We start from the raw sequence: 20,066 nt of genomic DNA, 5'->3' as shown, positions 1-20,066 counted from the left end.
CTGCAAGAGTCCACTCCGATCGTGTTGTGGGGGGTCTGGCGTGTACGCGTCGCCGAGTATGGGCGTGGACATGACGAGATTGGGACATCCCTGCACGCATAAGACGCGAGTTATGGTGCGGTCGCGTCACGCTGCGTAAGCTGCCGGAATGCAGCTGGAGTTGAGGCATCTGCAAGCCGTCTGCCAGATAGCGGAAGCCGGCAGCCTGGGGGGCGCGGCGCGACGGCTCGGAATCTCCCAGCCCGCGCTCTCGGCCCAGCTGCGCAGGATCGAGCGGGTCACGGGCGGCGAGCTCTTCGTCCGCGGCCGCCGCGGGGTGGAGCCCACCGCGCTGGGTCAGTTCGTCCTGGCCAAGGCGCGCCGGGTGCTCGGCGAGATGGACGCCCTCGGCGCGCAGGCGCGCGCCATGGCGGCCGACGCCCCGCTGCGGCTCGGCTGCATCCTGCTGGTGCTGATCGACGGCCTGCTCGCCCGCACGGACCTGTCGCTGTCCGGCCGGGAGATCATCGTGGACCTGGAGGACTCGGTGACGGCGCTGGTACGGATGCTCGGCGCGGGCCAGTACGACGTCATCGTGTACGGCGAGGTGAACGAGCACGAGGTCCCGCTGCCCGGGGGAGTCCTGGCCCGGACGCTGGTCTCCAAGGAGCCGTTCTGCATCCGCATGTCGGCCGGGCACCGGCTGGCGGCGCGGGGGGCCCTGGACCTGGCCGACCTGGCCGAGGAGCAGTGGATGACGCTGGTGGAGGACGACGACGGCGGCCCCGAGGCCCTGGTCGAGGCCTGCGCGAAGGCCGGTTTCGTCCCCTCGCTGCGCTACCGGATCACCGACCGCAAGATGCAGCACGACCTGATCGCCGCGGGGCGGGCGATCTCCCTGAGCCAGCCCACCGCCCCCGCGGTGCCGGGGACGGTGATGCGCCCCCTGATCGGCAACCCGGTCACCGGCCGCATCCGGCTCGCGTGGAGCCGGTCGGCGGTCTCCGTCCACCAGGCGGGGCTCCTGTACCGCGCGGCGGTCTCCGCGTACCTGGCCAATGTGGACAACAACGCCTTCCACCGCGCCTGGTGGAACGCCCACCCGGAGGCCCACCCGACTCTGGACTGACCGGGCTGACCGGACCGGCCGTGGCGGCGCCCCTGTTCGCGGCTACGCGGGGTCGTGGACGAGGCCGGCCACGTGGTCGGTGATCAGGTCGAGGATCTCCGCGGCGGCCTCGTCGTTGCCCAGGACGAGGAGGTTCAGGGTCATCCCGTCCGTCATCGCCGCCAGATAGCGGGCCAGGACCGGGACGGGGACCGCGAGTTCGAACTGCATGGCCTTGCCGAGCCGCCCGATGAGCTCGCCGTAGGTCTCGCAGTACATCTCGTACTGCCGCCGCGCCAGGTGATCGAAGCCCGGCTCGCGCAGGGCGTACTGGGTGAGTTCGTAGGTGAGCATGTGCTCGCCGGGGCTGGCCGCCACATCGTCCCAGTAGGCCTGGAAGCCGGCCCGGATGGTCTCCCGGAGGGTTTCCCTCGGCCGGATCGCCTCCGTCACCACCGTGACGTAGTGCCCGGTGATCGACTCGATGACGGACTCCAGCAGGGCCTGCTTGGAGTCGAAGCAGTAGTGGAAGACGCTCAGCGACACGCCCGCCTCGGCGGCGATCGACCGGGTGGTCGTCCGGGCCACCCCGTCGCGGGTCATCGCGCGGATCGCGGCCTCCGTCAGCTGTCTGCGCCGCTCGGCCAACGGCATCCGCGCCATGAAGTTCCCTCCGGTATCGCCCGACGCCGAAGCGGGTGTCCCGGCGGGCCGACCGGCCCACCCGAACACCCGCCGGCGCCGTCAGCTGCTGTAAATGCCGACTTCGTGGAGGGAGTACCCCCACTGCGTGCCGCGCTGCACCCCGTGGATGCGCACGTAGCGGGCCGAGACCCCGTTGAACTGCGCCGTGTCCAGGCCGCCGTCCCCCGTCGTCGTGGACCACGCGGTCTGCCAGTTCGTCCCGTCCGTGGAGACCTCGATACGGTACGCCTTCCCGTACGCGCGTTCCCAGTTCAGGGTGACCCGCTTGACGAGGCTCGCGGATCCGAGGTCGACCTGGAGCCACTGGTCGTCGCTCCAGTCGCTCGCCCACCGGGTGCCCGTGTCGCCGTCGACGGCCCGGCCGGGGGCGTAGCTGGTGAACGGGTTCCACTCCGCCGAGGCGGCCGAGGCGGCCGCGCCCGCGGCCAGGTTCACCCCGGCCTTGTGCTTCTCGGACGCCCCCCAGGTGCGCAGGTAGGACTCGGCCCCGCGGAAGAGGTCGTCCACGACGCCCTGGCCGCCGACCTGCCGGATGTCCTCCAGCCAGTCCGGGACCATGCCGTACTGCGCCCCGCCGTCGGTGTTGAAGTCCCAGGTGCGCTGGCCCGCGGTCTGCTTGTCGATGACGGAGCCGCCGTCGGCGCTGCGGAACGGGTAGCGCACCGGGTTCGGGGCGTCGGCGCCCCGAGGGGCCGGCCAGCCGCCGACGCCGTTCATGTCGGTGCCGTAGCCGTACCCGACGTCGTACTTCTCGCGCAGTGCGTCCGTGCGCTTGGCCTCGGCGCTGAAGCCCTCGGCGCCGCTCATGTACTGGGCGGCGAACCCGCCGAGGCGGTAGAGGCGCTCGGTCCAGTCGCTGTCCATCCAGCTGTGCGAGGACAGGACGCCCGGGTAGGACTCGGTCTCCAGGATGTCGAAGGCCCGGCCCGCGGCCTTGACGCTCATGTGGTCGACTTCGAGCATCATCTTGCGTTTCATCATGCCGCGCACCGCGTACTCGCCGAGATCGGTGAGACCGCGGGTGTTGCACTGCGCGTCGGCGGCGTACGAGGGGACCGCCACACCCGGCGGCAGCTCCTTCTGCGCCCCGGGGGCGGCCGCGAGGCCGATGGGGTGGTCGTGCTGCGGCCCCTTGCACGTCTCCGTCTGCCAGAAGGTGCCGGTGGACAGGAACTGGCCCACGTTGATCGCGGTGCCCAGGGCGCCCTCGTCGAACCGGACGCCGCACAGGGCGTTGTCGAACTTGTGGCACAGGAACATGCTGCGCACGCCGAGCGCGTGCAGCTCGTCCAGGCCCCGGTCGATGTCCTCCCTGCTGCACTGCGAGACGTCCAGGATCTGCTTGCAGCCGAACGGCTCGGAGGTCTCGACCCCCAGCACCACGGCCAGCTTGCCCTGCTCGACCACTTGGCGCGCCTGCGCCGAGTCGGTGACGATCCTGAACCAGCCCTTGCCCGGGCCGCCGTACATCTTGTCGATGTACGCCTGCATCTCGTACGTCTTCTGCGCCTCCAGGCGGATGGAGGTCATCTCGTCGCAGCTGCGGTCCTTGAAGAAGTAGACCGAGCAGATCACGCCGTTGGTGACGAGGTCGTTGACGAGTACGCGCTGACCGCCGCGCCAGGCCCGCTCGACCCAGGCGTAGTAGTTCTGCTGGTGGGTGAGCGAGTCGTGGGCGGGCCAGTCCTTGAAGGTCGGCCACCCGTTCGGGTCGTGCTTGCCGTCGCCGCCCTTGGTGACGAAGTCGAAGATGGCGAGCGAGCCGTCCGGGTAGTGCTCGGGACAGTCCTTGAGCGCGTCGGCGACCCCGGCCTCGGAGAACGGCTTGCCGCAGATGAGCCGGCCGCCGAAGCCCTCGTTGGCCATCAGGTGGTCGTGCGCGTCGACGAAGCCCCTGACCCGGCCGTTCGCGTCGGTCCCCTTGAAGGGCTCACCCGTGACGTTGACGGCCGCGTCCGGGGAGGGCCGGGCGGACGGGGTCCACCAGTCGGTTTCGGCCGAGGCGGCGCTGGGCATCGGGCCCAGCGCCATGGCCAGCACGGTGAGAAGCAAGGACAGAACCGCGATCGGCTTTCGCCTGGTGTACGAGTGTCTGGTCAAGTCCACCCCTCCGGCTTGAATTGTCATGTCCAACGCAAATATCGCGTTGAGGATCCCGACTGCCGCGAGCAGAGTCAATAGTCCGGGACAGATGACCTGATGGATCGTCGGATCCGCCAACCCGGCCGACCCGGACGGCCGCGCTCAGTCGCCCACGTCGCGGTGGCGGAAATCGGCCGGCGTCTCGCGCCGCACCAGCAGGCGCGCCGCTCCCTCGTGGACCGCGACGACCGGCGGGCGCCCCACCAGGTTGTAGCCGGAGGCCATGGACAAGTGATACGCACCCGCCACCGGCACGGCGAGCAGGTCTCCGGGGTGGATGTCGCCGGGCAGTTCGACATCGGCGGCCAGGATGTCCCCGGCCTCGCAGTGCCGGCCCACGACCGTGGCGGTACGAGGTGCGGCGGCCGAGCGGCGGCCGACCAGCCGGGGCGCGTAGCGCACCCCGTACAGGGCGGGCCGCGGATTGTCGCTCATGCCGCCGTCGACGGCGACGAACACCTTCTCGCCCGTGCGCTTGACGGCGAGCACCCGGTACACGGCGACCCCCGCCGGGCCCGCGATCGCCCGGCCCGGCTCGACGGCGAGCCGCGGCACCGGCAGCCCCGCCGCGGCGCAGCTCCCGGTCAGCTCGGCGTACAGCCGCCGGGCGAACCCGGGCAGGTCGAGGGCGGGCTCGCCGGGCCGGTACGCGATGCCGTGCCCGCCGCCGAGGTCCAGCTCGGGGAGGGTGACGCCGTGCGCGTCGCGCAGCCGGGCCAGCAGGCCCACCATCCGGCGCACGGCCGTGACGTACGGCTTGCCGTCGGTGATCTGGGAGCCGATGTGGCAGTGCAGGCCGACCAGTTCGAGCTGCGGCTGGCCGAGGATCCGGGCAACCGCGTGCTGCGCCGACCCGTCGGTGAGGGACAGGCCGAACTTCTGTCCGTCCGTCCCGGTGCGGATCTTGTCGTGGCCGCCGGCCGACACCCCCGGCACCACCCGCACCATCACCTTCTGGTGTCCCGTGGGGCCGACCGCGGCTGCGATCCGGGCGATCTCGGACGCGCTGTCGATGACGATCCGCCCCACGCCGAGGCGCAGCGCGCTCGCGAGGTCGCACGGTGATTTGGCGTTGCCGTGCAGCACGATGCGCTCGGGCGGGAAGCCGGCCGTGACGGCGAGCTCCAGCTCCCCGGCGGAGCAGACGTCCAGGCCCAGCCCCTCCTCCCGGACCCAGCGGACCATCGCGCGGGAGAGGAACGCCTTGGCGGCGTAGAGCACATCGGCTTCGGGGAAGGCGGCGCGGTAGGTGCGGCAGCGCTCGCGCACCTCACCCTCGTCCAGGACGTAGACCGGGGTGTCGAACCGCTCGGCCAGCTCGGCCAGGGACACCCCGGCGACCGCCAGACCGCCGTGCGGGAGCCGGGTCGTGGAGGCGGGCCAGATCGACAGGTCGTCGGACTCGGCCGAGATCCCGGAGAGCAGGGTGACGGTCATCGCGTCAGCCCGGTGGCCTGCGGTACGGGGATCTCGGCCCCCGGGACGGCCGCGACCGGGCCCGGGGTGACCGCGGGCGCGGTGAGCGTCGGGTCGACGGTCACCGTGGCCGCCCCGAGCGGCTCGGCCAACGAGCGCAGCGCGGCCTGCGAGAGACGGATCCACGGCTGCGCCGCGCCGAGCGTGGCGGCGAGCCGTCCCTCGCTGGTGAAGCCGACGGCGGTACGAGCTCCGAGCGGGGTGCGGAACATCCGTACCGTCACCCGCGCTCCGCCCGGCCGGACCGGCACGTACAGGGGCCCGGCCGGGAAGCGTTCTTCAGGCTCGGGGTCGTCGGCGTACTGGACCAAACACATGGGGCCCTCCCAGAGGAACCAAGTCCGGAGATCGGCGCCCCGGCTGCGGGGAGGCAGTCCGGGGCGTGCCGCCGAAGCTATCCCCGGCGCCGCCCGCCGGTCTGCATCCCCTGACGGGTCCCATACGCCGGGCGGCCGAGTCCATACGCCTCGCTGACGGCCGGCGCCGGACGGGTCCGGCGCCGCGTCAAGACGGCGCAAGGGAAGCCGTGCCGGGTGTCAAAGGGCCGTCAGGAACCGTCCGCGCCACGCTGGTCGGCCCTTCCATGGGAACCGTCAGGACGGGACAGGGGAGAGGAAACGGGTCGTGCGCAGAGTCGTGGTCGGCGTCAGCGGAACGCCGGGAAGTCTGGCCGCATTGCACCGGGCCGCCGCCGAGGCCCGGGTGCGCGACGCGCAGCTGTGGGCCGTCATGGCCTGGCAGGCGCCCGGAGGCGGACTCGGCAGCCGCGGCTCCTGCGACGCCCCGGTGCTCGCGCGGTGCCGCGGCGCGGCGGTGGAGCGGCTGCGCCGGCTCCTGGACCTGGCCTTCGGCGCCGAGCCGCCGGGCGCCGCGCTCGCCGGGGTGACCGTACGGGCGACCCCGGGCGCGGCGCTCGTGGACGCCGCCCGGGGCCGCGACGACCTCCTGGTGGTGGGCACCGGGTCCCGTGCGCCGCTGCGGCGCCTGGTCCGGCCCTCGGTGGCCCGCTACTGCCTGGCGCACGCGGCCTGCCCGGTGCTGACGGTGCCCCCGCCACCGCTCCAGGCCGAGCTGGACGCCGTACGCCGGCGCAATCTGTGGCACCTGCCGCTGGACGCCCGGGAGTTGGCGCCGTAGGGCGGGTTCGCCGCCGCGGGCCCGAGGCCGGCGGCGGCAGCCGTCGCGTCAGCGCGCGTTGCGCTCCGGCAGGTCGACCTCGGCCGGGGCCAGCGCCGCGGAGGCCGGGGCGTCCTGGGCCGAGAGGCCGCGCGCGGTCGTCGCCGCCGCGGGCTTCTTGCCGCAGAAGGCCGCTTCGAGCGTGCCGCCCAGGGCCGTGTTCGCCTGGCCGCGGTTCGAGGTGTTCGCCATCGCGGTCAGGTTGCGCACCCCGTCGCGGGTGGTGAAGACGTAGCTGTAGAAGCCCTGCACGGTGCCCGTGTGCCCGTAGACGGACGTGCACGAGAGGTCGTAGCGGCGCAGACCCAGCCCGTAGAAGCGGGTGTTGGTCGTGTCGGTGGGGGTCATCGTCAGCATGGCGTCCAGCTGCTTCGCCGGCAGCAGCCGGCCGCGCAGGAGCGCGGACATGAAGACGTTGAGGTCACCCGGGTTCGAGATCATCGCGCCGGCCGACTGCGCCCAGGACACCGTCTGCTCGGTGGAGTCGACCAGCGGGGCGCCGGCCTCGTCCGGGGTGAGGTAGCCGTGGATGTGCAGGCCGGAGATCTTCGTCCCGGGGTGCACGTAGGAGGTGTTCTTCAGCTCGAGCGGCTTGATGATGCGGCGGTCGTACTCCGTGGCCACCGGCTGGCCGGTGGCCTTCTCGATGAGCATGCCGACGACGACGAAGTTGGCGTTCGAGTACTTGTACGACACGCCGGGCTCGGTGGTGCGCGGCTCGCTCAGCGAGAGCTTGACCAGCTCCTGGTAGCTGAACACCTTGTTGCGCACGGCCTCGAAACCGGGAACGGTCTGGGCGAACATGGCATTCGTGTAGTCCGCCAGCCCGCTGCGGTGGGTCAGCAGGTGGCGCACGGTGATCCGGTCGTCGGGCAGCAGACCCGGCAGGTAGTGGTTGACCGACGTGTCCAGATCGATCTTCTTCTCGTTGACCAGCTGCAGCAGGACGACGGTCGAGAACGTCTTGGTGATGCTGCCGATCCGGAAGCGCGCCTTGGTGTCCATGGCCGCGCCCGTGGTCTTGTCGCTTACGCCCACGGTCTTGGTCTGGACGCCCTCGGGGCCGCTGATGCGAGCCATCGCGCCCGGCGCCCCGGCGGCGGTCGTGTTCGTCAACGCCTGGACCAGGCCCTCGAGATCGGGCGCCGGCAGGGCCGGCGCCGCGGTCTGTGCGGCCCCGGCGGGCAGGGTCGGCGCGGCCTGGGCGGCGGTGGCCGGCGCCACCCCGGCCACCACGGCGAGCAGGGCGGCGCTGACGGCGATACGTCGGTTCATGGGCAGGAGCACGTATTTCCTCGACTCATTCGGTTCATGGGGTACCGGATACGACGCGTCCGCGGCAGCCGAGTCATCCCGGGAGACGACCCCCCGACAGCCGGAACGATCAAGAGTTTAGATGTTCCGACGAGGACGGAGTGTCGGTGAGAGGGGTCAGTCTGACGTGCCACGTACCGCTTCGGCAGTCGCACCCGTCCTCCTGCCCCGACGGTTCGGCAGCCACTTCTGATGGGTGTCGATCGGTCAACTGTGCCTGAAATGTGATCGTTTCAGCTGTGACTATGCTCAAGACTCAAGTGGTTGAAGCGTTTTATCGATCGCTCATGGGCAGAGTGGGGCGGCCGAGAAACATCCCCACGTGACCGCAAGACCGGAGAACCGATGGACAGCAACCTTGTCATCCAGCCCCCCACTGGTGGCCAGGCGTTCGATGAGACCCAAGTGCCGCTCTACTACAGACGCAAGACGGCCGACATCCTCCACAAGTACGGGCCCGGACCGCGCGTCCACTTCCACGTAGGGCTCTTCGCCCAGGGGGCGACTCCGAACACCACCGTCTCCCAGCGGGTGCTCAAGCGCCGCATCGTCGAGTCCCAGGAGGCGATAGTCGAGCACGCGGCCCGGACCTGGGGGGCGTACGCCAACCCGCCCGCCCGGGTCCTCGACATCGGCTGCGGGGTCGGCGGCGGTTCGCTGTACTGGGCGCAGGAGCACGGCGCGAGCGTCACCGGCCTCACGGTCACGCCGGACCACGTCCCCGTCATCGCCGACTTCGCCCGCCTGGCCGGGGTGTCCGACCGGGTCACCCCGCTGCTCGCCGACGTCCACGACTTCACCACCGCGCGGCGCTACGACGCCGCGTACGCCAATGAGAGCTCCGGCTACATGGACCGCGAGCGGCTCTTCCAGGTGGTCGCCAAGGCCCTGAAGCCGGGCGGCTGGTTCGGGATCCAGGAGCACTTCGTCTGCCGCCCCGAGTGGACCGGGTTCATCGACGGCTACTACAAGACGCGCCTGGGCACCCTCACCGAGTACATAGCCGCCGCCGAGGCCGCCGGGTTCGAGCTGGAGCAGGACGAGGACGTCACCGACCGGGTCGCCGAGTTCTGGGTGCAGTCCATGGCCTGGAACACGGCCGAGCTGGACCGCGTCGAGCGCGGCCCCGCCGCCCCGGGCGGCGCGTCCGCCTGGTCGCGCGAACGTCTGCAGGAATCCACGATCACGCACGGCAAGCTGTTCCGGATATGGCGCGACCACGCCCTGGAGACCCGGCTGTTGCTGTTCCGGCTGGGCGGGGGCAACTGATCATGGCTCCCGTGTACCGCGAGGACGCGCATCCTTCCCGCATCGGTTGGCGGCTGCCGCCCTTCTACTGCCCGTTCGAGCGGGATCTGATCCACCCCAAGGTGGCCGAGCTCGAAGAACGGGCGATCGCCTGGATCGACGCGCACGGCCTCTACCCGGACGCCGTGGAGCGCGCCTGGGGGCTGGCCACCCGCAGCGCCGAGTTCACCGGCAGGATCATCCCCTACGGCGACGTCGAGACTATGCTGCTCTTCACCCAGTGGAACTACTGGGCCTTCGCCACCGACGACTGGCAGGACTCCGACACCAGCGCGGCGCGCACGGCCTCCGTCGCGGACCACGGCGCCCGCCTGATCCGCACGGTCGAGGCCCCCGGCTCCGGCCTGCTCCCGCAGGGACCGCACACCGCGGCGCTGGAGGACCTGGTGGCCCGCACCCGGGCCATGCTCACCCCCCTCCAGCTGCGGCGCTTCACCGAGGGCATCCGCGACTGGGTGTTCGGGGCCACGTGGCAGACGGCCAACGCCGAGCGGGGCATCATGCCGAGCCTCAACGACTTCGCCGCCAAGCGGATCTCGAGCAACGGCACCCGCTTCACCCTCACCTGGTGCGACGTGGCGAACGGGATCGACGTACCGGGCGACGAGCTGTACTCCGCCCCGGTCCAGGCCCTGACCGACGCCGCCGGGTTCATCGTCAGCTGCGACAACGACCTGTTCTCGTACAACAAGGACGACCACCAGGAGCCGTGGGAGCAGAACCTCGTCAACGTGCTGGCCCGGCACCACGGCTGCACGCCCGCCGAGGCGCTCCCCGCCTCCTACGCCCTGCGGGACCGGACGGTGACCCTGTTCGTACGGCTGCGCGAACAGCTCGGCAGGGACGCCGGCGAGCAGCTGGGCCGCTACCTCGAATCGCTGGAGCACTGGATCGCGGGCGACACCGAATACCACAACCGGGCCCCGCGCTACGCCAGTCCGCGCAACCGCAACGAACTCCCCGTCGACGGGGCTTCGTTCGACATCACCTGGAGCGACGCGCCCAGCGATCCGAGCGTCGAGCCGCCGCCGGTCCCGGCTCTCGCCTGGTGGTGGCAGCAGCTCGACGGCTCGTAGCCCGGCTCAGCGGCGCCCCCGCAGGCGCGCCCACCACGAGACCCTGACCGACGGCCGTTCCCCGGGAACGGGGGCGGGGGCGGCCGGAGTGGGCACGGGCGCGGGCACCGGCTCCGCCGCCGAACGTGCCCCGGGTACCGGTGTGGACCCGGTGACCGTGCTGCCCCGCGGGGTGAAGCGCACCGGGAGCGCCACCAGGTGGCGCGACATCAGCGAGGAGGTCCACCGCAGTTGATCCTCGGGGATCGCCAGCTCCAGGTCGGGCAGCCGGGTCAGCAGGGTGTCGATGCCGGTGTCCGCGATGGCCCGGCCGATGTCCTGCCCGGGGCATTCGTGGGGACCGCTGCTGAAGGACAGGTGCGAGCGGTTGCCGTGGACGGGCAGCGACAGGTCGGGACGGATGTCCGGGTCGACGTTCCCCGCGGCGAGACCCAGCAGCAGCATGTCGCCGGCCTTGATCCGCGCGCCGCCCAGCTCGGTGTCACCCGTGGCCCAGCGTCCCAGGATCGTCGTGAACGGGGGCTCGTCCCACAGGACCTGCTCCAGCGCGTCGGGCAGTGTCATGTGGCCGCCGGAGAGGTTCGCGCGGAACCGGCGGTCGGTGAGTACCAGGCGCAGGGTGTTCGCGATCAGGTTGGCGGTCGACTCGAACGCCGCGATCATCACCAGCCGCAGGTGCTCGACCACCTCGTCATCGGTGAGCTCCGTGGGGTGCTCCAGGAGCCAGCTGGTGAAGTCGCGGGCGGGCACCGCCCGCTTGCGCTCCACGAGTTCCCGCAGGGTGGCCGTGACGTACTCGTTGCTCGCCACGGCGGTCTCGGTGCCCCGGAGCATGTCGCGGGCGGAGTCCACCAGCCGCGGTCCGTACGATTCGGGCGCGCCGACGAGCTGGGTCATCACGAGCATCGGCAGCGGCTCGGCGAAGGACGCGACGAGATCGCCCTTGCCGTCGTCGACGAACGCATCGATCAGCTGATGGGCGAACCGGTTCACGAACCGGCGCACGCCTCGGCGGTCGAAACGTACGAGTGACTCGGTCAGGGCGCCGCGCAGCCGCTCGTGCTCCGGCCCCTCGACGAGATGGCACACCGGCTGCCAAGCCGTCATCGGCGTCAGCGGGTGGTCCGCCGGGACCTTGCCCTCCTGCATGTCGCGCCAGCGGCGCGGGTCACGGGAGAAGCGGGACGGCGTGCGCGCCACGTCCAGGTTCTCGCGGTGGCCGAGCACCAGCCAGGCCGGCAGGTCGCCCTGGACGAGGACGGGGGCCACGGTGCCGTGCTCGGCGCGCAGCTTCTCGTACAGGCCCATGGGGTCGGCCTCGGCCTCGGGGCCGTAGAGCCGGTGCGCGGGGCAGCCCGGGGGAGGGGCGGCCGGGTTCGGGGGAGTGCTCACGATGTCTCCGGGGTCACGGCGAGGGAGTGCAGGTAGCGCATCAGCGTCATCAGTACGTCACGGCTGGAGTCGCGCCGCCGGGCGTCGCAGACGACCAGCGGTACGGCAGCGGGCAGGTCGAGGGCGCCGCGCAGCTCCTCGAGGGAGTGCTCGGGCGCGTCGGGGAAGGAGTTGACGGCGACCACGAACGGCACCCCGCGCTCCTCCAGCCGGCCGATCACATCGAAGCTGACCTCCAGCCGGCGGGTGTCGACCAGGACCACCGCGCCCAGCGCGCCCTCGAACAGGCCGTGCCACAGGAACCAGAAGCGCTGCTGGCCGGGGGTGCCGAAGAGGTACAGCACCAGTTCCTCGTTGATGCTGATCCGGCCGAAGTCCATGGCCACGGTGGTGGAGCTCTTGCGCTCCACGCCCGCGGTGTCGTCGACGCCGACACCGGCCTGGGTCATCGTCTCCTCGGTGGTCAGGGGCCGGATCTCGCTCACCGCGCCGACCAGGGTCGTCTTGCCGACCCCGAAACCGCCCACGATCACCACCTTGACCGCAGCGGCGGCCGTGGCCGGCAGTACGTCCTCGCGCCGCGGCCCCGCGGGCAGCTCAGAGCTTTCGAAGTCCATCGATCACTGCCTCAATCAATGCCAGGTCGGGGAGTTGGGCGCGGGTGACGGGTGCGCGAGAGAGCACCTGGCCCGCGGTGAGCAGATCGTCGAGCAGTACGGTGACCACGCTGACCGGAAGACCGAGGTACGCGGAGATCTCGGCCACCGACAGCGGTGCCTGGCACAGCCGCATGATCGCCGCGTGCTCCGGCTGCATACCGGGCCGGGGCCCGGACCTGGCGACGATCAGCGTGACCAGGTCGAGGTCGGTGGGTACTAACGGCCCGCTGCGACCGCCCGTGATGACGTAGAGCCGCTCGGGGATGCCGTCCTCCCAGTCGCGGCCCCCGGGGTCGCTCACGCGGTCTGCCTGTCGCTGCGCGGCGGACTGCTGAGGTGCTCTCCGATCCGCGCCACCAGGTCGCGCATGCGCTGGCCCATCAGCCCGGCGTCGACGCCCTCGTCGGCCAGTACCGCGAGATAGGCACCGGCGCCGGCCGCCATCAGGTAGAAGAACCCGCCGTCCATCTCGATCACGACCAGTCGCATCCGGCCCTTGCTGTGCGGGAGTTCGGAGGCGACGGCGCCGGCGAGGCTCTGCAGTCCGGCGCAGGCGGCGGCGAGCCGGTCGGCCGTGTCGGTCTCCGCGCCGTACTGGGCCATCCGCAGGCCGTCGGCGGAGAGCACGATGACGTGCCGGGTCTGCGGAACGCTCTCGGCCAGGTCCTTGAGCATCCAGTCCATATTGGTCTGCTGCTGACTCATGGCTGCTCCCCCTTGCCCGCCGAGACCGGCGAGACGTCTGTGTTCTGCCCTGCAGTGGTCTGGCTGTCCCCGTCCGCGTCGTCCCCGTCCCCGGACAGGCCGCTCTGGAAGGCGGCCAGCCACAGGCCCGGCTGCGCTTCGGCCTGCTCCGGGACCGAGGCGGCGGCCGGCTGGGCGGCGGCGGCCTCGGCGGGCGCCGTGGCGCGGGTCTTGCGGCGCCGCTGAGGCAGCCCGTTCGGGGTCCGCTCGGTCACGGCGGGGGCCTCGTCCTCGTCCGTGGCGGCCGGTGGCTGCGGGCCGGTCGCCGGGCGCGGCATCGGCTGCGCCCGGTCCGCCAGGTCCGCCCGGTCCGCCCGGTCCACATGGTTCGCCCGGTCCGGGGCGGCCGGTTCCAGGGCCGCCCGGGGCCCCGAGGAGGTGCCGATGCCGTGGGCGACACCGGTCGCGGTCGTGACGGTGGTGATCAGGTCCTGCGGGACGACCAGCACGGCGCGCACGCCGCCGTACGCCGAAGAACGCAGCGACACGCGGAAGTTGTACGCCTGCGCGAGCCGGCCGACCACGGCCAGGCCCAGGCGCGGCGTCTCGCCCAGGTCGGTGAGGTCGATGCCCTCCTGCGCCTGGCGCAGCATGCGCTCGGCCCGCTTGCGGGCCTCCTCGCTCATGCTCAGGCCGCCGTCCTCGATCTCGATGGCGATGCCCGAGTTCACGTCGACGGCGGTCAGATGGACCTTCGTCTGCGGCGGGGAGTAGCGGGTGGCGTTGTCCAGGAGCTCGGCCAGTGCGTGGATGAGCGGCTCGACCGCGGGGCCGATGACGGCGACCTGCGAGACGGAGTGGAGCTCCACGCGCTGGTAGTCGATGATCCGGGACATGGCGCCGCGCAGCACGCTGTACAGCGGCACGGCCTTGCTCCACTGGCGGCCCGGCCGCGCACCGCCGAGGACGGCGATGGAGTCGGCGAGCCGGCCGATGAGCGCGGTGCCGTGGTCGAGGCGCAGCAGGTCGCCGAAGACGGCCGGGGTCTGGCCGTGCCGGTCCTCCATCTCGCGCAGTTCCTGGGCCTGTTGGTGGACGATCGCCTGCACGCGGCGGGCGATGTTCACGAAGGCGCGCTGTGCGGAGTCGCGCAGGTCCTCTTCCGCGACCACGGCGTCGAGTACGGAGCGCAGCACCGCGTGGTGGGCGTTCCTGAACTCCGTGGTCAGGCCGGGCTGGTGGCGGCCGGGGTCCTCCAGGGAGGCCAGCACGTCCTCGGGGAACTCACCCTTGCGCAGCCGCTCCACGACGTCGGGCAGCAGCGTCTCGGCCAGCCGGACGGTCTCGGCCTGCTGTCGCGACAGCGTCGCCTCCTGCGCGGCGACCGTGGCTCGCAGCGCTGCCACCGCCTTGCCGCGCCGGGCGGCCTCACCGCAAGCCAGGGCGACCGCGACGAACGCCGCGGCTCCGATCCAGGCCACCGGGGTGCGGGCGGGTGCGGAGACCACGGCCACGGCGGCCACCGCGACCGCGGCGGTCACCAGGACGGGCAGCGCCCACGCGACGGGTGAGCTGGGCCCCGTACCCCCGGGCGACGATCCCTCTCGAACCATCAGAACCCTCAAACGATCGAAAACGAAAGATCATTGGACAACAGCCCGGGATCTTATCGGTTCCGTGCACGTGTCTTGACAACAGGTCATGATGCGGACCGGCCAACAGAGTTCAGGTAATGCGTCCTGTCCTGAAATGAGTGCTCCCCCGTCCTGTCGTCCGGACCGGCCGGTTCCGTCGTACGCGCCTCCAGGGCCCGTCGGGCCCCTCCGGGCGCCCGCGTCGCAAGCCGGTCCGCGACCGGGCCGGCCCTCGCCGTTTCGGCTGATTCCCGACGGTCCGCCGTCGCCGCCGCATCGGCGCGACAATGGAGGGGTGCCGTACGTAGCCGTGACCGCCTTGAGCCATGCCGGGCTGGTCCGCGAGCACAACGAGGACAGTCTCGTCATCGGACCGTGGACCCTGTGCGCGACCGTGACCGACAATCCCCAGACCCTCGTGTTCCCGCTGGGCCGACCGCTCGTCGTGGCGGTCGCCGACGGGCTCGGCGGGCACCCGGCCGGTGAAGTGGCCAGTGCCCTGGTCGTACGCCGGCTCTCCTCGCTGGGTCATTCGCTCGACGGTGCGAGCGCCCTTCGTGACGCTGTGGACCTGTGCAATGACGAGGTGTACTCGGCGGCCCGGGGCCACCCGGAGCTGACCGCCATGGGAACCACGGTCGCGGGCGTCCTCGTCCTGGCCGATTCGCTGCTGGTGTTCAACGTCGGCGACAGCAAGGTGTACGACGCGGCGCCGGGTGGACTTCGTCAGGTGAGCGTGGACGACAGCCCGCCCCCGGCGCCGGGGCAGCGCACCACGTCGGCCGTCACGCAGACCCTCGGCGGCAGCCGGGCGTTCGGCGCGGTGACCCCCCATGTGGCGACCCGCACGCTGTCCGTGGGCGACCGCTACCTGGTGTGCAGCGACGGGCTGACCGATCCCGTGCCCGACGAGGAGATCGACGCCCTGCTGCGGGCGGGCGAGGACGGCAGGGCCGCCTTCGCGCTGTGGAAGGCCGCGATCGAGGCCGGGGGTCCGGACAACATCACGCTCGCACTGGTGCGGATCGGCGACGACGTCGGATAGGCGCCGAGGCCCCGCCTTCATGACATGGATGCTGACGCAACCCTTGACAGGGAATTTGTTCACTTCTTAAATCACGCAGTGAACTAAGTAGGGCTCGCGTCATGTTCCCAGAAGGGAGAGTCATGGACTCCCCACGCTTATCTCGCCGCCTGCTGCTGTCTCTGGCCTCGGTACTCACCCTCGCGTCGCTGTCCACCGGACTGGCCCGGGGCGTGTCCGCGGCCCACACCCCCGCCCCTGCTGCCGTCACGGCCGCGTCGGCCGCCGTCACGTTCTCCGACGAGTTCGACGGGCCCGCGGGCTCCGCCGTCGACGGCGGGAAGTGGCAGATCGAGACGGGCGACAACGTCAACAACCACGAGCGGCAGTACTACACCGCGGGCAACCGCAACGCCGCGCTCGACGGCCAGGGCCATCTGGCCATCACCGCCCGCCGGGAGAACCCCGACAACCACCAGTGCTGGTACGGCAGGTGCGAGTACACCTCCGCCCGGCTGAACACCTCCGGCCGGTTCACCACGACGTACGGACGCGTCGAGGCCCGGATGAAGATCCCGCGCGGGCAGGGCATGTGGCCGGCGTTCTGGATGCTGGGCCAGGACATCGGCCAGGTCGGATGGCCCGCCTCGGGCGAGATCGACGTCATGGAGAACGTGGGCTTCGAACCGTCCACCGTCCACGGCACCCTGCACGGTCCCGGGTACTCCGGCTCCGGCGGCATCGGCGCCGGGTACACCCTGCCCGGTGGCCAGGCCTTCGCCGACGCCTTCCACACCTTCGCCGTCGACTGGAGCCCGAACGCCGTCACCTGGTCCGTCGACGGCGCCGTCTACCAGCGGCGCACCCCCGCCGACCTCGGCGGCCGGCAGTGGGTCTTCGACAAGCCCTTCTTCGTGATCCTCAACCTCGCGGTCGGCGGCTACTGGCCCGGCGACCCCGACGGCACCACGGCCTTCCCCCAGCAGCTCCTGGTCGACTACGTCCGGGTCACCACCGACCCCGCCCCGCCCGCCGGCGGCGGTGCCGTCACCGGCCTCGGCGGCAAGTGCGCCGACGTGGCGGGGGCGGCCACCGCGAACGGGACTGCCGTACAGCTCTACGACTGCAACGGCACGGCCGCGCAGAGCTGGTCCGCGGGGTCCGACGGCACGATCCGGGCGCTGGGCAAGTGCCTGGACGTGGCGTCCGGTGGCACGGCCGACGGTACGAAGGTGCAGTTGTGGGACTGCAACGGCACGGCGGCCCAGCAATGGGCCGTCCCGGCCACCCGGGACATCGTCAACCCACAGGCGAACAAGTGCCTCGACGTCACCGGCAACAGCTCGGCCAACGGCACCCGGCTGCAGATCTGGACCTGCACCGGAGCCGCCAACCAGAAGTGGACGCTCACCCGATGACCCCACGACCCCTTCGCCTCCGCACGGTGCACGGCGTACTCGGCACGGCGGCCGCCTTGGTCCTCACCGCCGTCCAGCCCACCCAGGCAGCCACCCCCCAAGCCGCTTCGAGCTAGGGCAAGCCTCACCGCTCCTCGACACCCTGATCCCGATCGCGGACGCGATCGGCGTACCGCTGGGCTGCCGGCCATGTCCAGACGTCCAGCGCGCAGTTGGTCAGGGAGTAGCCCCGGCCGGAAGGGGGCCCGGCCGGGGCTGGTGGTGCAGGTCAGCTCGCGTCAGGCTCCGCCACGACGAACCCCCGGACCACCGTGGGACCTTGCCGGTCCGGGGTCTGCGCGTACCGAACCGCGCGCATGGCCTCGACGACATCGGCGTAGCCGGCTGCCTCGATCGCGGCGACGGTCCGCTCGATGTCCCCATGCCAGCGCTGGCCCGGGTCGGGGCGCTCCGGCACGTGGTGGATGAAGCCGCCGAGCCGGGCGCAGAGCGACTGGTACAGCCCGGTGTGCAAGATGAGTGCGTGCCAGCCCTCGTCGACGACGCGGGACGGCACGAGACCAGCGCCCGGGGCGACGGCCGCAGCGGCGAGGAACGCCAAAGCGTCGACGAGGATGTTGCCGGCGAGGCCGGGTTCCATGCCCGGGTTGTTGTCGAGAACCGTGTGCATCACGTCGTTGAACTGGGCGTCGCTGAGCAGCGAGCGGACACTGCTCGGCTTGACGGCCAGCGTCATGGTGGACGTCGTGTCGGTGACCGGCCCGCCGGTGGAGCAGGGCGGGGGCGGTCCTGCGGGCTTGCTCTTGCAGGCCATGTCTTCTCCTCGGTGTGCGGTCGAGTGGTGCGTGGCCCGTCCCGGACGCCGTGAAGGGGGTCGCCGGGGCCGGGGTGGGAGGCACGGTCGCCTGCGTGCACGCCGACGCGCCGACGACCGGGAGTCTCAGGGGCGGATGATGGCGATGGCGATCGCGCCGAGCACGGCCAGGACGCTCAGGACGTACAGGGCCTGGCCCTGCAGTTCGCTCACGGCGACACGGTCGGCTGCTGCTGCTGCTGCTGCTGCTGCGGCAGGGCGGCGACGAGTCTCTGGAGGTTTCGGGCGAGCGCGCGGGCGAAGTCCCAGTTCGGATTGCCGGTGTCAGACCTGGGCCCGGTCCGCACCAGGTCGCACCACTCCCGCACGGCGGCTTTGAGCGCGTGGGACTGCTCCGCCTCCGGCACGGCATGCCGCTTGTAGCCCGTCTGGAGGCCGGCGGTCAGCAGGTCATCGACGAGACGGGCGACCTGTACCGCGTCGGGGCGGTCTCCGTACGGTACGAGGGCTCTCGCGATGAGGTCCTCGGGGGCTTTGGTCACGGCGCGTGCTCCCTACCGTCGTCAGTGGGTGGTGAGACGACGGTAGGGGTGGCAGGAACGAAGCAGGGGCCCGGTTTGGGCCCCTTCCCTATGCGGCCAAGAGGCCGATGTCGACAGCCAACCGGCTGGCTCTCTGCCGCCGCTCGGAAAGCCGCGACGAGGTCTCCTCCAGGAGGATCGACCGGGCGTACCCGTTGTAGCGGATCGTCTCCGGCGCGGCCGCATGCGCCTGCTCCAGCGTGGTTAGCGCGGTCTCCTGCTGGCCGTCGAGGTAGTAGGCGCGCGCCTGCTCAATCCGATGCCGGGCCCGCCGCGGCCGCGACGCAATCGCCTCGGCCTCGGCCCGGTTCGCCTGCCGCACGGACTCACCGCCGGCCCGCAGTTCGACGGCCACCGTGACGCCGTGCGCGCCCATCACAGCCCGGCCGAAGGAGGTCACCCGGTGGAAGTACGAGGCCGGGAGATGCCGGGAGATGCCGCCCGCACGGTCCCACCATCCCCACGCGGTGCCCGTGTCGCGGCGCTTCGCCGCCGTCAGACCCGCCTCGGCGCGCAGCGCGCCGGTGATGGCCTGTACATCGAGGGAAGCATCGGCGAGTCCGGGCTCCAGCAGCCGGAGGGCCTGCATCACCACGTCGTCAGCCTCGTCGTAGTGCCCCGGCCCCGAATCACGGTGCGCCTGCGCCGACAGCCAGGCCGCCACGCCGATCGCGTGGGGATCTTCGGACTCCTGCGCCGCGGCCATTCCGCGCTCGGCCACCCGCCACAGCAGGGACGGGTCTGGTTGGTAGGCGACGAAGAACTGGGCGAGGAAGAACGTCTCGGCCTGAAGCGCCAGTGCAGAGCGTCGGTCGGCTGCTGACTCGGCCTGCCGTACGGCGAGTTGCGCGTCGCGAATCAGCCCGGGCAGCAGGTCGCCCAGGACGGCGCGGTGGTTCGGCGCCTCGTGGCGGGCTGCCCAGGCCGCATCCAGTGCGGCGCGCAGGAACTCTCGGGACGGCGCCTCGCGGGTGCCGGGCGCCGGGTAGGTGGACAGCGCCGCCCGTACCGCAGGAAGCCGGTCGTGGCCGGGGCCCAGGAACAGGTCGGTGTGCGGTTCGGCGCCGATGTCACCCACGAGGTCGTTCAGGCGGCGGACGCGCAGGACTTCGGCGATGCGGAGGATCTCCGGCAGTCGCGGCATTCCTATCGTGCCGGTCTCGACCTTCTTGACCCACGAGGGATGGTGGCCGAGGAGGCCGGCCAGTTGCTCGCGGGTCATGCCCCGGCGGTTGCGGTAGATCTGGACACGTTGCCCGAACGCCACGGGGTTGTCGTACGGGTCGGGGGTAGCATCAGATGACACGGCCTTGCCCCTTCGTTGTGCAGCTCGACACTGACCAGCGTAGGGGGCAGGGCCTTTCTCGTGCGCCCCTGGATGCACGAAAACGCCCCCTCCCGCTCGGCGAATTCGAGGGGGCGTTGTGCTCGATGCCGGGGCCGCCGCGAAGCACTCAGCGAACCCCACCTCCCTGCACGACGTCTTCTTCCGGGTTGGCGGCGCCGGGACCTTCCGCCGCGTCATCAAGGACAGGGGCGGCTCCCGGCCCCTCCGATTCGTCCACCAACGTGGCCA

At 71.6% G+C, this 20,066-nt stretch carries 19 protein-coding genes; 6 read left to right on the top strand and 13 right to left on the bottom strand.

From position 1 onward, the window contains the following. The first annotated feature begins 148 nt into the window (after positions 1–148). A complete protein-coding gene (locus ACFWBF_RS05490; protein WP_385595579.1) occupies positions 149–1,108 on the top strand; it encodes a LysR family transcriptional regulator in 960 nt (319 codons plus the stop codon). 42 nt (positions 1,109–1,150) lie between these two features. Here ACFWBF_RS05490 and ACFWBF_RS05485 read toward each other — a convergent pair whose 3' ends face one another. The 4 genes from ACFWBF_RS05485 to ACFWBF_RS05470 form a co-directional block, all read right to left on the bottom strand. Further along, the gene (locus ACFWBF_RS05485) at positions 1,151–1,750 is read right to left on the bottom strand and encodes a TetR/AcrR family transcriptional regulator (RefSeq protein ID WP_385595576.1); all 600 of its coding nucleotides are present in this window, start codon (positions 1,748–1,750) and stop codon (positions 1,151–1,153) included. Between the two features lie 81 nt (positions 1,751–1,831). Continuing rightward, on the bottom strand, positions 1,832–3,823 hold the full coding sequence (locus ACFWBF_RS05480) for a discoidin domain-containing protein (protein ID WP_385595725.1): 1,992 nt from the start codon (positions 3,821–3,823) through the stop codon (positions 1,832–1,834). Positions 3,824–4,036: 213 nt separating this feature from the next. Next, entirely contained in the window at positions 4,037–5,371 is a 1,335-nt protein-coding gene (lysA, locus tag ACFWBF_RS05475; protein WP_385595573.1) for a diaminopimelate decarboxylase, read from the bottom strand. Next, positions 5,368–5,727, bottom strand: coding sequence for an SAV_915 family protein (locus ACFWBF_RS05470; RefSeq protein ID WP_385595570.1), 360 nt, complete (start codon positions 5,725–5,727; stop codon positions 5,368–5,370). Before ACFWBF_RS05470 ends, lysA begins: the two co-directional genes overlap by 4 nt. Before the next feature lie 307 nt (positions 5,728–6,034). On the opposite strand from ACFWBF_RS05470, the gene ACFWBF_RS05465 reads away from it, so the two are divergent. Next, a complete protein-coding gene (locus ACFWBF_RS05465) occupies positions 6,035–6,547 on the top strand; it encodes a universal stress protein (protein ID WP_385595567.1) in 513 nt (170 codons plus the stop codon). A 48-nt stretch (positions 6,548–6,595) separates the two neighbouring features. Here ACFWBF_RS05465 and ACFWBF_RS05460 read toward each other — a convergent pair whose 3' ends face one another. Beyond that, a complete protein-coding gene (locus ACFWBF_RS05460) occupies positions 6,596–7,861 on the bottom strand; it encodes a serine hydrolase domain-containing protein (RefSeq protein WP_385595564.1) in 1,266 nt (421 codons plus the stop codon). A gap of 384 nt (positions 7,862–8,245) precedes the next feature. On the opposite strand from ACFWBF_RS05460, the gene ACFWBF_RS05455 reads away from it, so the two are divergent. Together ACFWBF_RS05455 and ACFWBF_RS05450 are read left to right on the top strand one after the other, a co-directional pair. After that, entirely contained in the window at positions 8,246–9,169 is a 924-nt protein-coding gene (locus ACFWBF_RS05455) for an SAM-dependent methyltransferase (protein WP_385595561.1), read from the top strand. Positions 9,170–9,171: 2 nt separating this feature from the next. Next, entirely contained in the window at positions 9,172–10,284 is a 1,113-nt protein-coding gene (locus tag ACFWBF_RS05450; RefSeq protein ID WP_385595557.1) for a hypothetical protein, read from the top strand. Positions 10,285–10,290: 6 nt separating this feature from the next. Here the strand turns inward: ACFWBF_RS05450 and ACFWBF_RS05445 are convergent, their stop codons facing one another. Genes ACFWBF_RS05445 through ACFWBF_RS05425 form a run of 5 tightly spaced genes read right to left on the bottom strand, consistent with a single transcriptional unit; the run spans position 10,291 to position 14,632 of the window. Further along, positions 10,291–11,676, bottom strand: a complete 1,386-nt coding sequence (locus tag ACFWBF_RS05445) for a cytochrome P450 (RefSeq protein ID WP_385595554.1) — start codon at positions 11,674–11,676, stop codon at positions 10,291–10,293. Continuing rightward, positions 11,673–12,293 (bottom strand): ATP/GTP-binding protein, encoded by a 621-nt coding sequence (locus ACFWBF_RS05440; protein WP_385595551.1) that lies wholly within the window; start codon positions 12,291–12,293, stop codon positions 11,673–11,675. The genes ACFWBF_RS05445 and ACFWBF_RS05440 overlap by 4 nt, the downstream gene beginning before the upstream one ends. Continuing rightward, positions 12,274–12,636: a DUF742 domain-containing protein gene (locus ACFWBF_RS05435; protein WP_385220458.1), complete on the bottom strand. Its 363-nt coding sequence runs from the start codon at positions 12,634–12,636 to the stop codon at positions 12,274–12,276. The genes ACFWBF_RS05440 and ACFWBF_RS05435 overlap by 20 nt, the downstream gene beginning before the upstream one ends. Next, positions 12,633–13,040 carry a roadblock/LC7 domain-containing protein gene (locus ACFWBF_RS05430; RefSeq protein ID WP_385220455.1) on the bottom strand — a complete coding sequence of 136 codons (408 nt, stop codon included), beginning with the start codon at positions 13,038–13,040 and terminating at the stop codon, positions 12,633–12,635. The genes ACFWBF_RS05435 and ACFWBF_RS05430 overlap by 4 nt, the downstream gene beginning before the upstream one ends. Beyond that, a complete protein-coding gene (locus tag ACFWBF_RS05425) occupies positions 13,037–14,632 on the bottom strand; it encodes a sensor histidine kinase (protein WP_385595548.1) in 1,596 nt (531 codons plus the stop codon). Before ACFWBF_RS05425 ends, ACFWBF_RS05430 begins: the two co-directional genes overlap by 4 nt. A 316-nt stretch (positions 14,633–14,948) precedes the next feature. Here ACFWBF_RS05425 and ACFWBF_RS05420 point away from each other — a divergent pair, with 316 nt between their 5' ends. Together ACFWBF_RS05420 and ACFWBF_RS05415 are read left to right on the top strand one after the other, a co-directional pair. After that, positions 14,949–15,698, top strand: a complete 750-nt coding sequence (locus tag ACFWBF_RS05420; RefSeq protein ID WP_385595544.1) for a PP2C family protein-serine/threonine phosphatase — start codon at positions 14,949–14,951, stop codon at positions 15,696–15,698. 122 nt (positions 15,699–15,820) lie between these two features. Continuing rightward, entirely contained in the window at positions 15,821–17,095 is a 1,275-nt protein-coding gene (locus ACFWBF_RS05415; RefSeq protein ID WP_385595541.1) for a ricin-type beta-trefoil lectin domain protein, read from the top strand. A gap of 268 nt (positions 17,096–17,363) precedes the next feature. Here the strand turns inward: ACFWBF_RS05415 and ACFWBF_RS05410 are convergent, their stop codons facing one another. The 3 genes from ACFWBF_RS05410 to ACFWBF_RS05400 form a co-directional block, all read right to left on the bottom strand. After that, the gene (locus ACFWBF_RS05410) at positions 17,364–17,909 is read right to left on the bottom strand and encodes a hypothetical protein (RefSeq protein ID WP_385595539.1); all 546 of its coding nucleotides are present in this window, start codon (positions 17,907–17,909) and stop codon (positions 17,364–17,366) included. Between the two features lie 209 nt (positions 17,910–18,118). Continuing rightward, complete coding sequence (locus ACFWBF_RS05405; RefSeq protein ID WP_385595536.1) at positions 18,119–18,451, bottom strand: hypothetical protein; 333 nt, start codon at positions 18,449–18,451, stop codon at positions 18,119–18,121. Positions 18,452–18,539: 88 nt separating this feature from the next. Then, positions 18,540–19,796 carry a helix-turn-helix domain-containing protein gene (locus tag ACFWBF_RS05400; protein WP_385595533.1) on the bottom strand — a complete coding sequence of 419 codons (1,257 nt, stop codon included), beginning with the start codon at positions 19,794–19,796 and terminating at the stop codon, positions 18,540–18,542. Between the last annotated feature and the right edge of the window lie 270 nt (positions 19,797–20,066).

Origin of the sequence: Streptomyces sp. NPDC060028 (genome assembly GCF_042736725.1) — a bacterium.
GTDB lineage: Bacteria > Actinomycetota > Actinomycetes > Streptomycetales > Streptomycetaceae > Streptomyces.
The sequence above is the reverse complement of the archived record's forward strand: the minus strand, read 5'-3'. Positions and strand labels throughout refer to the sequence as shown.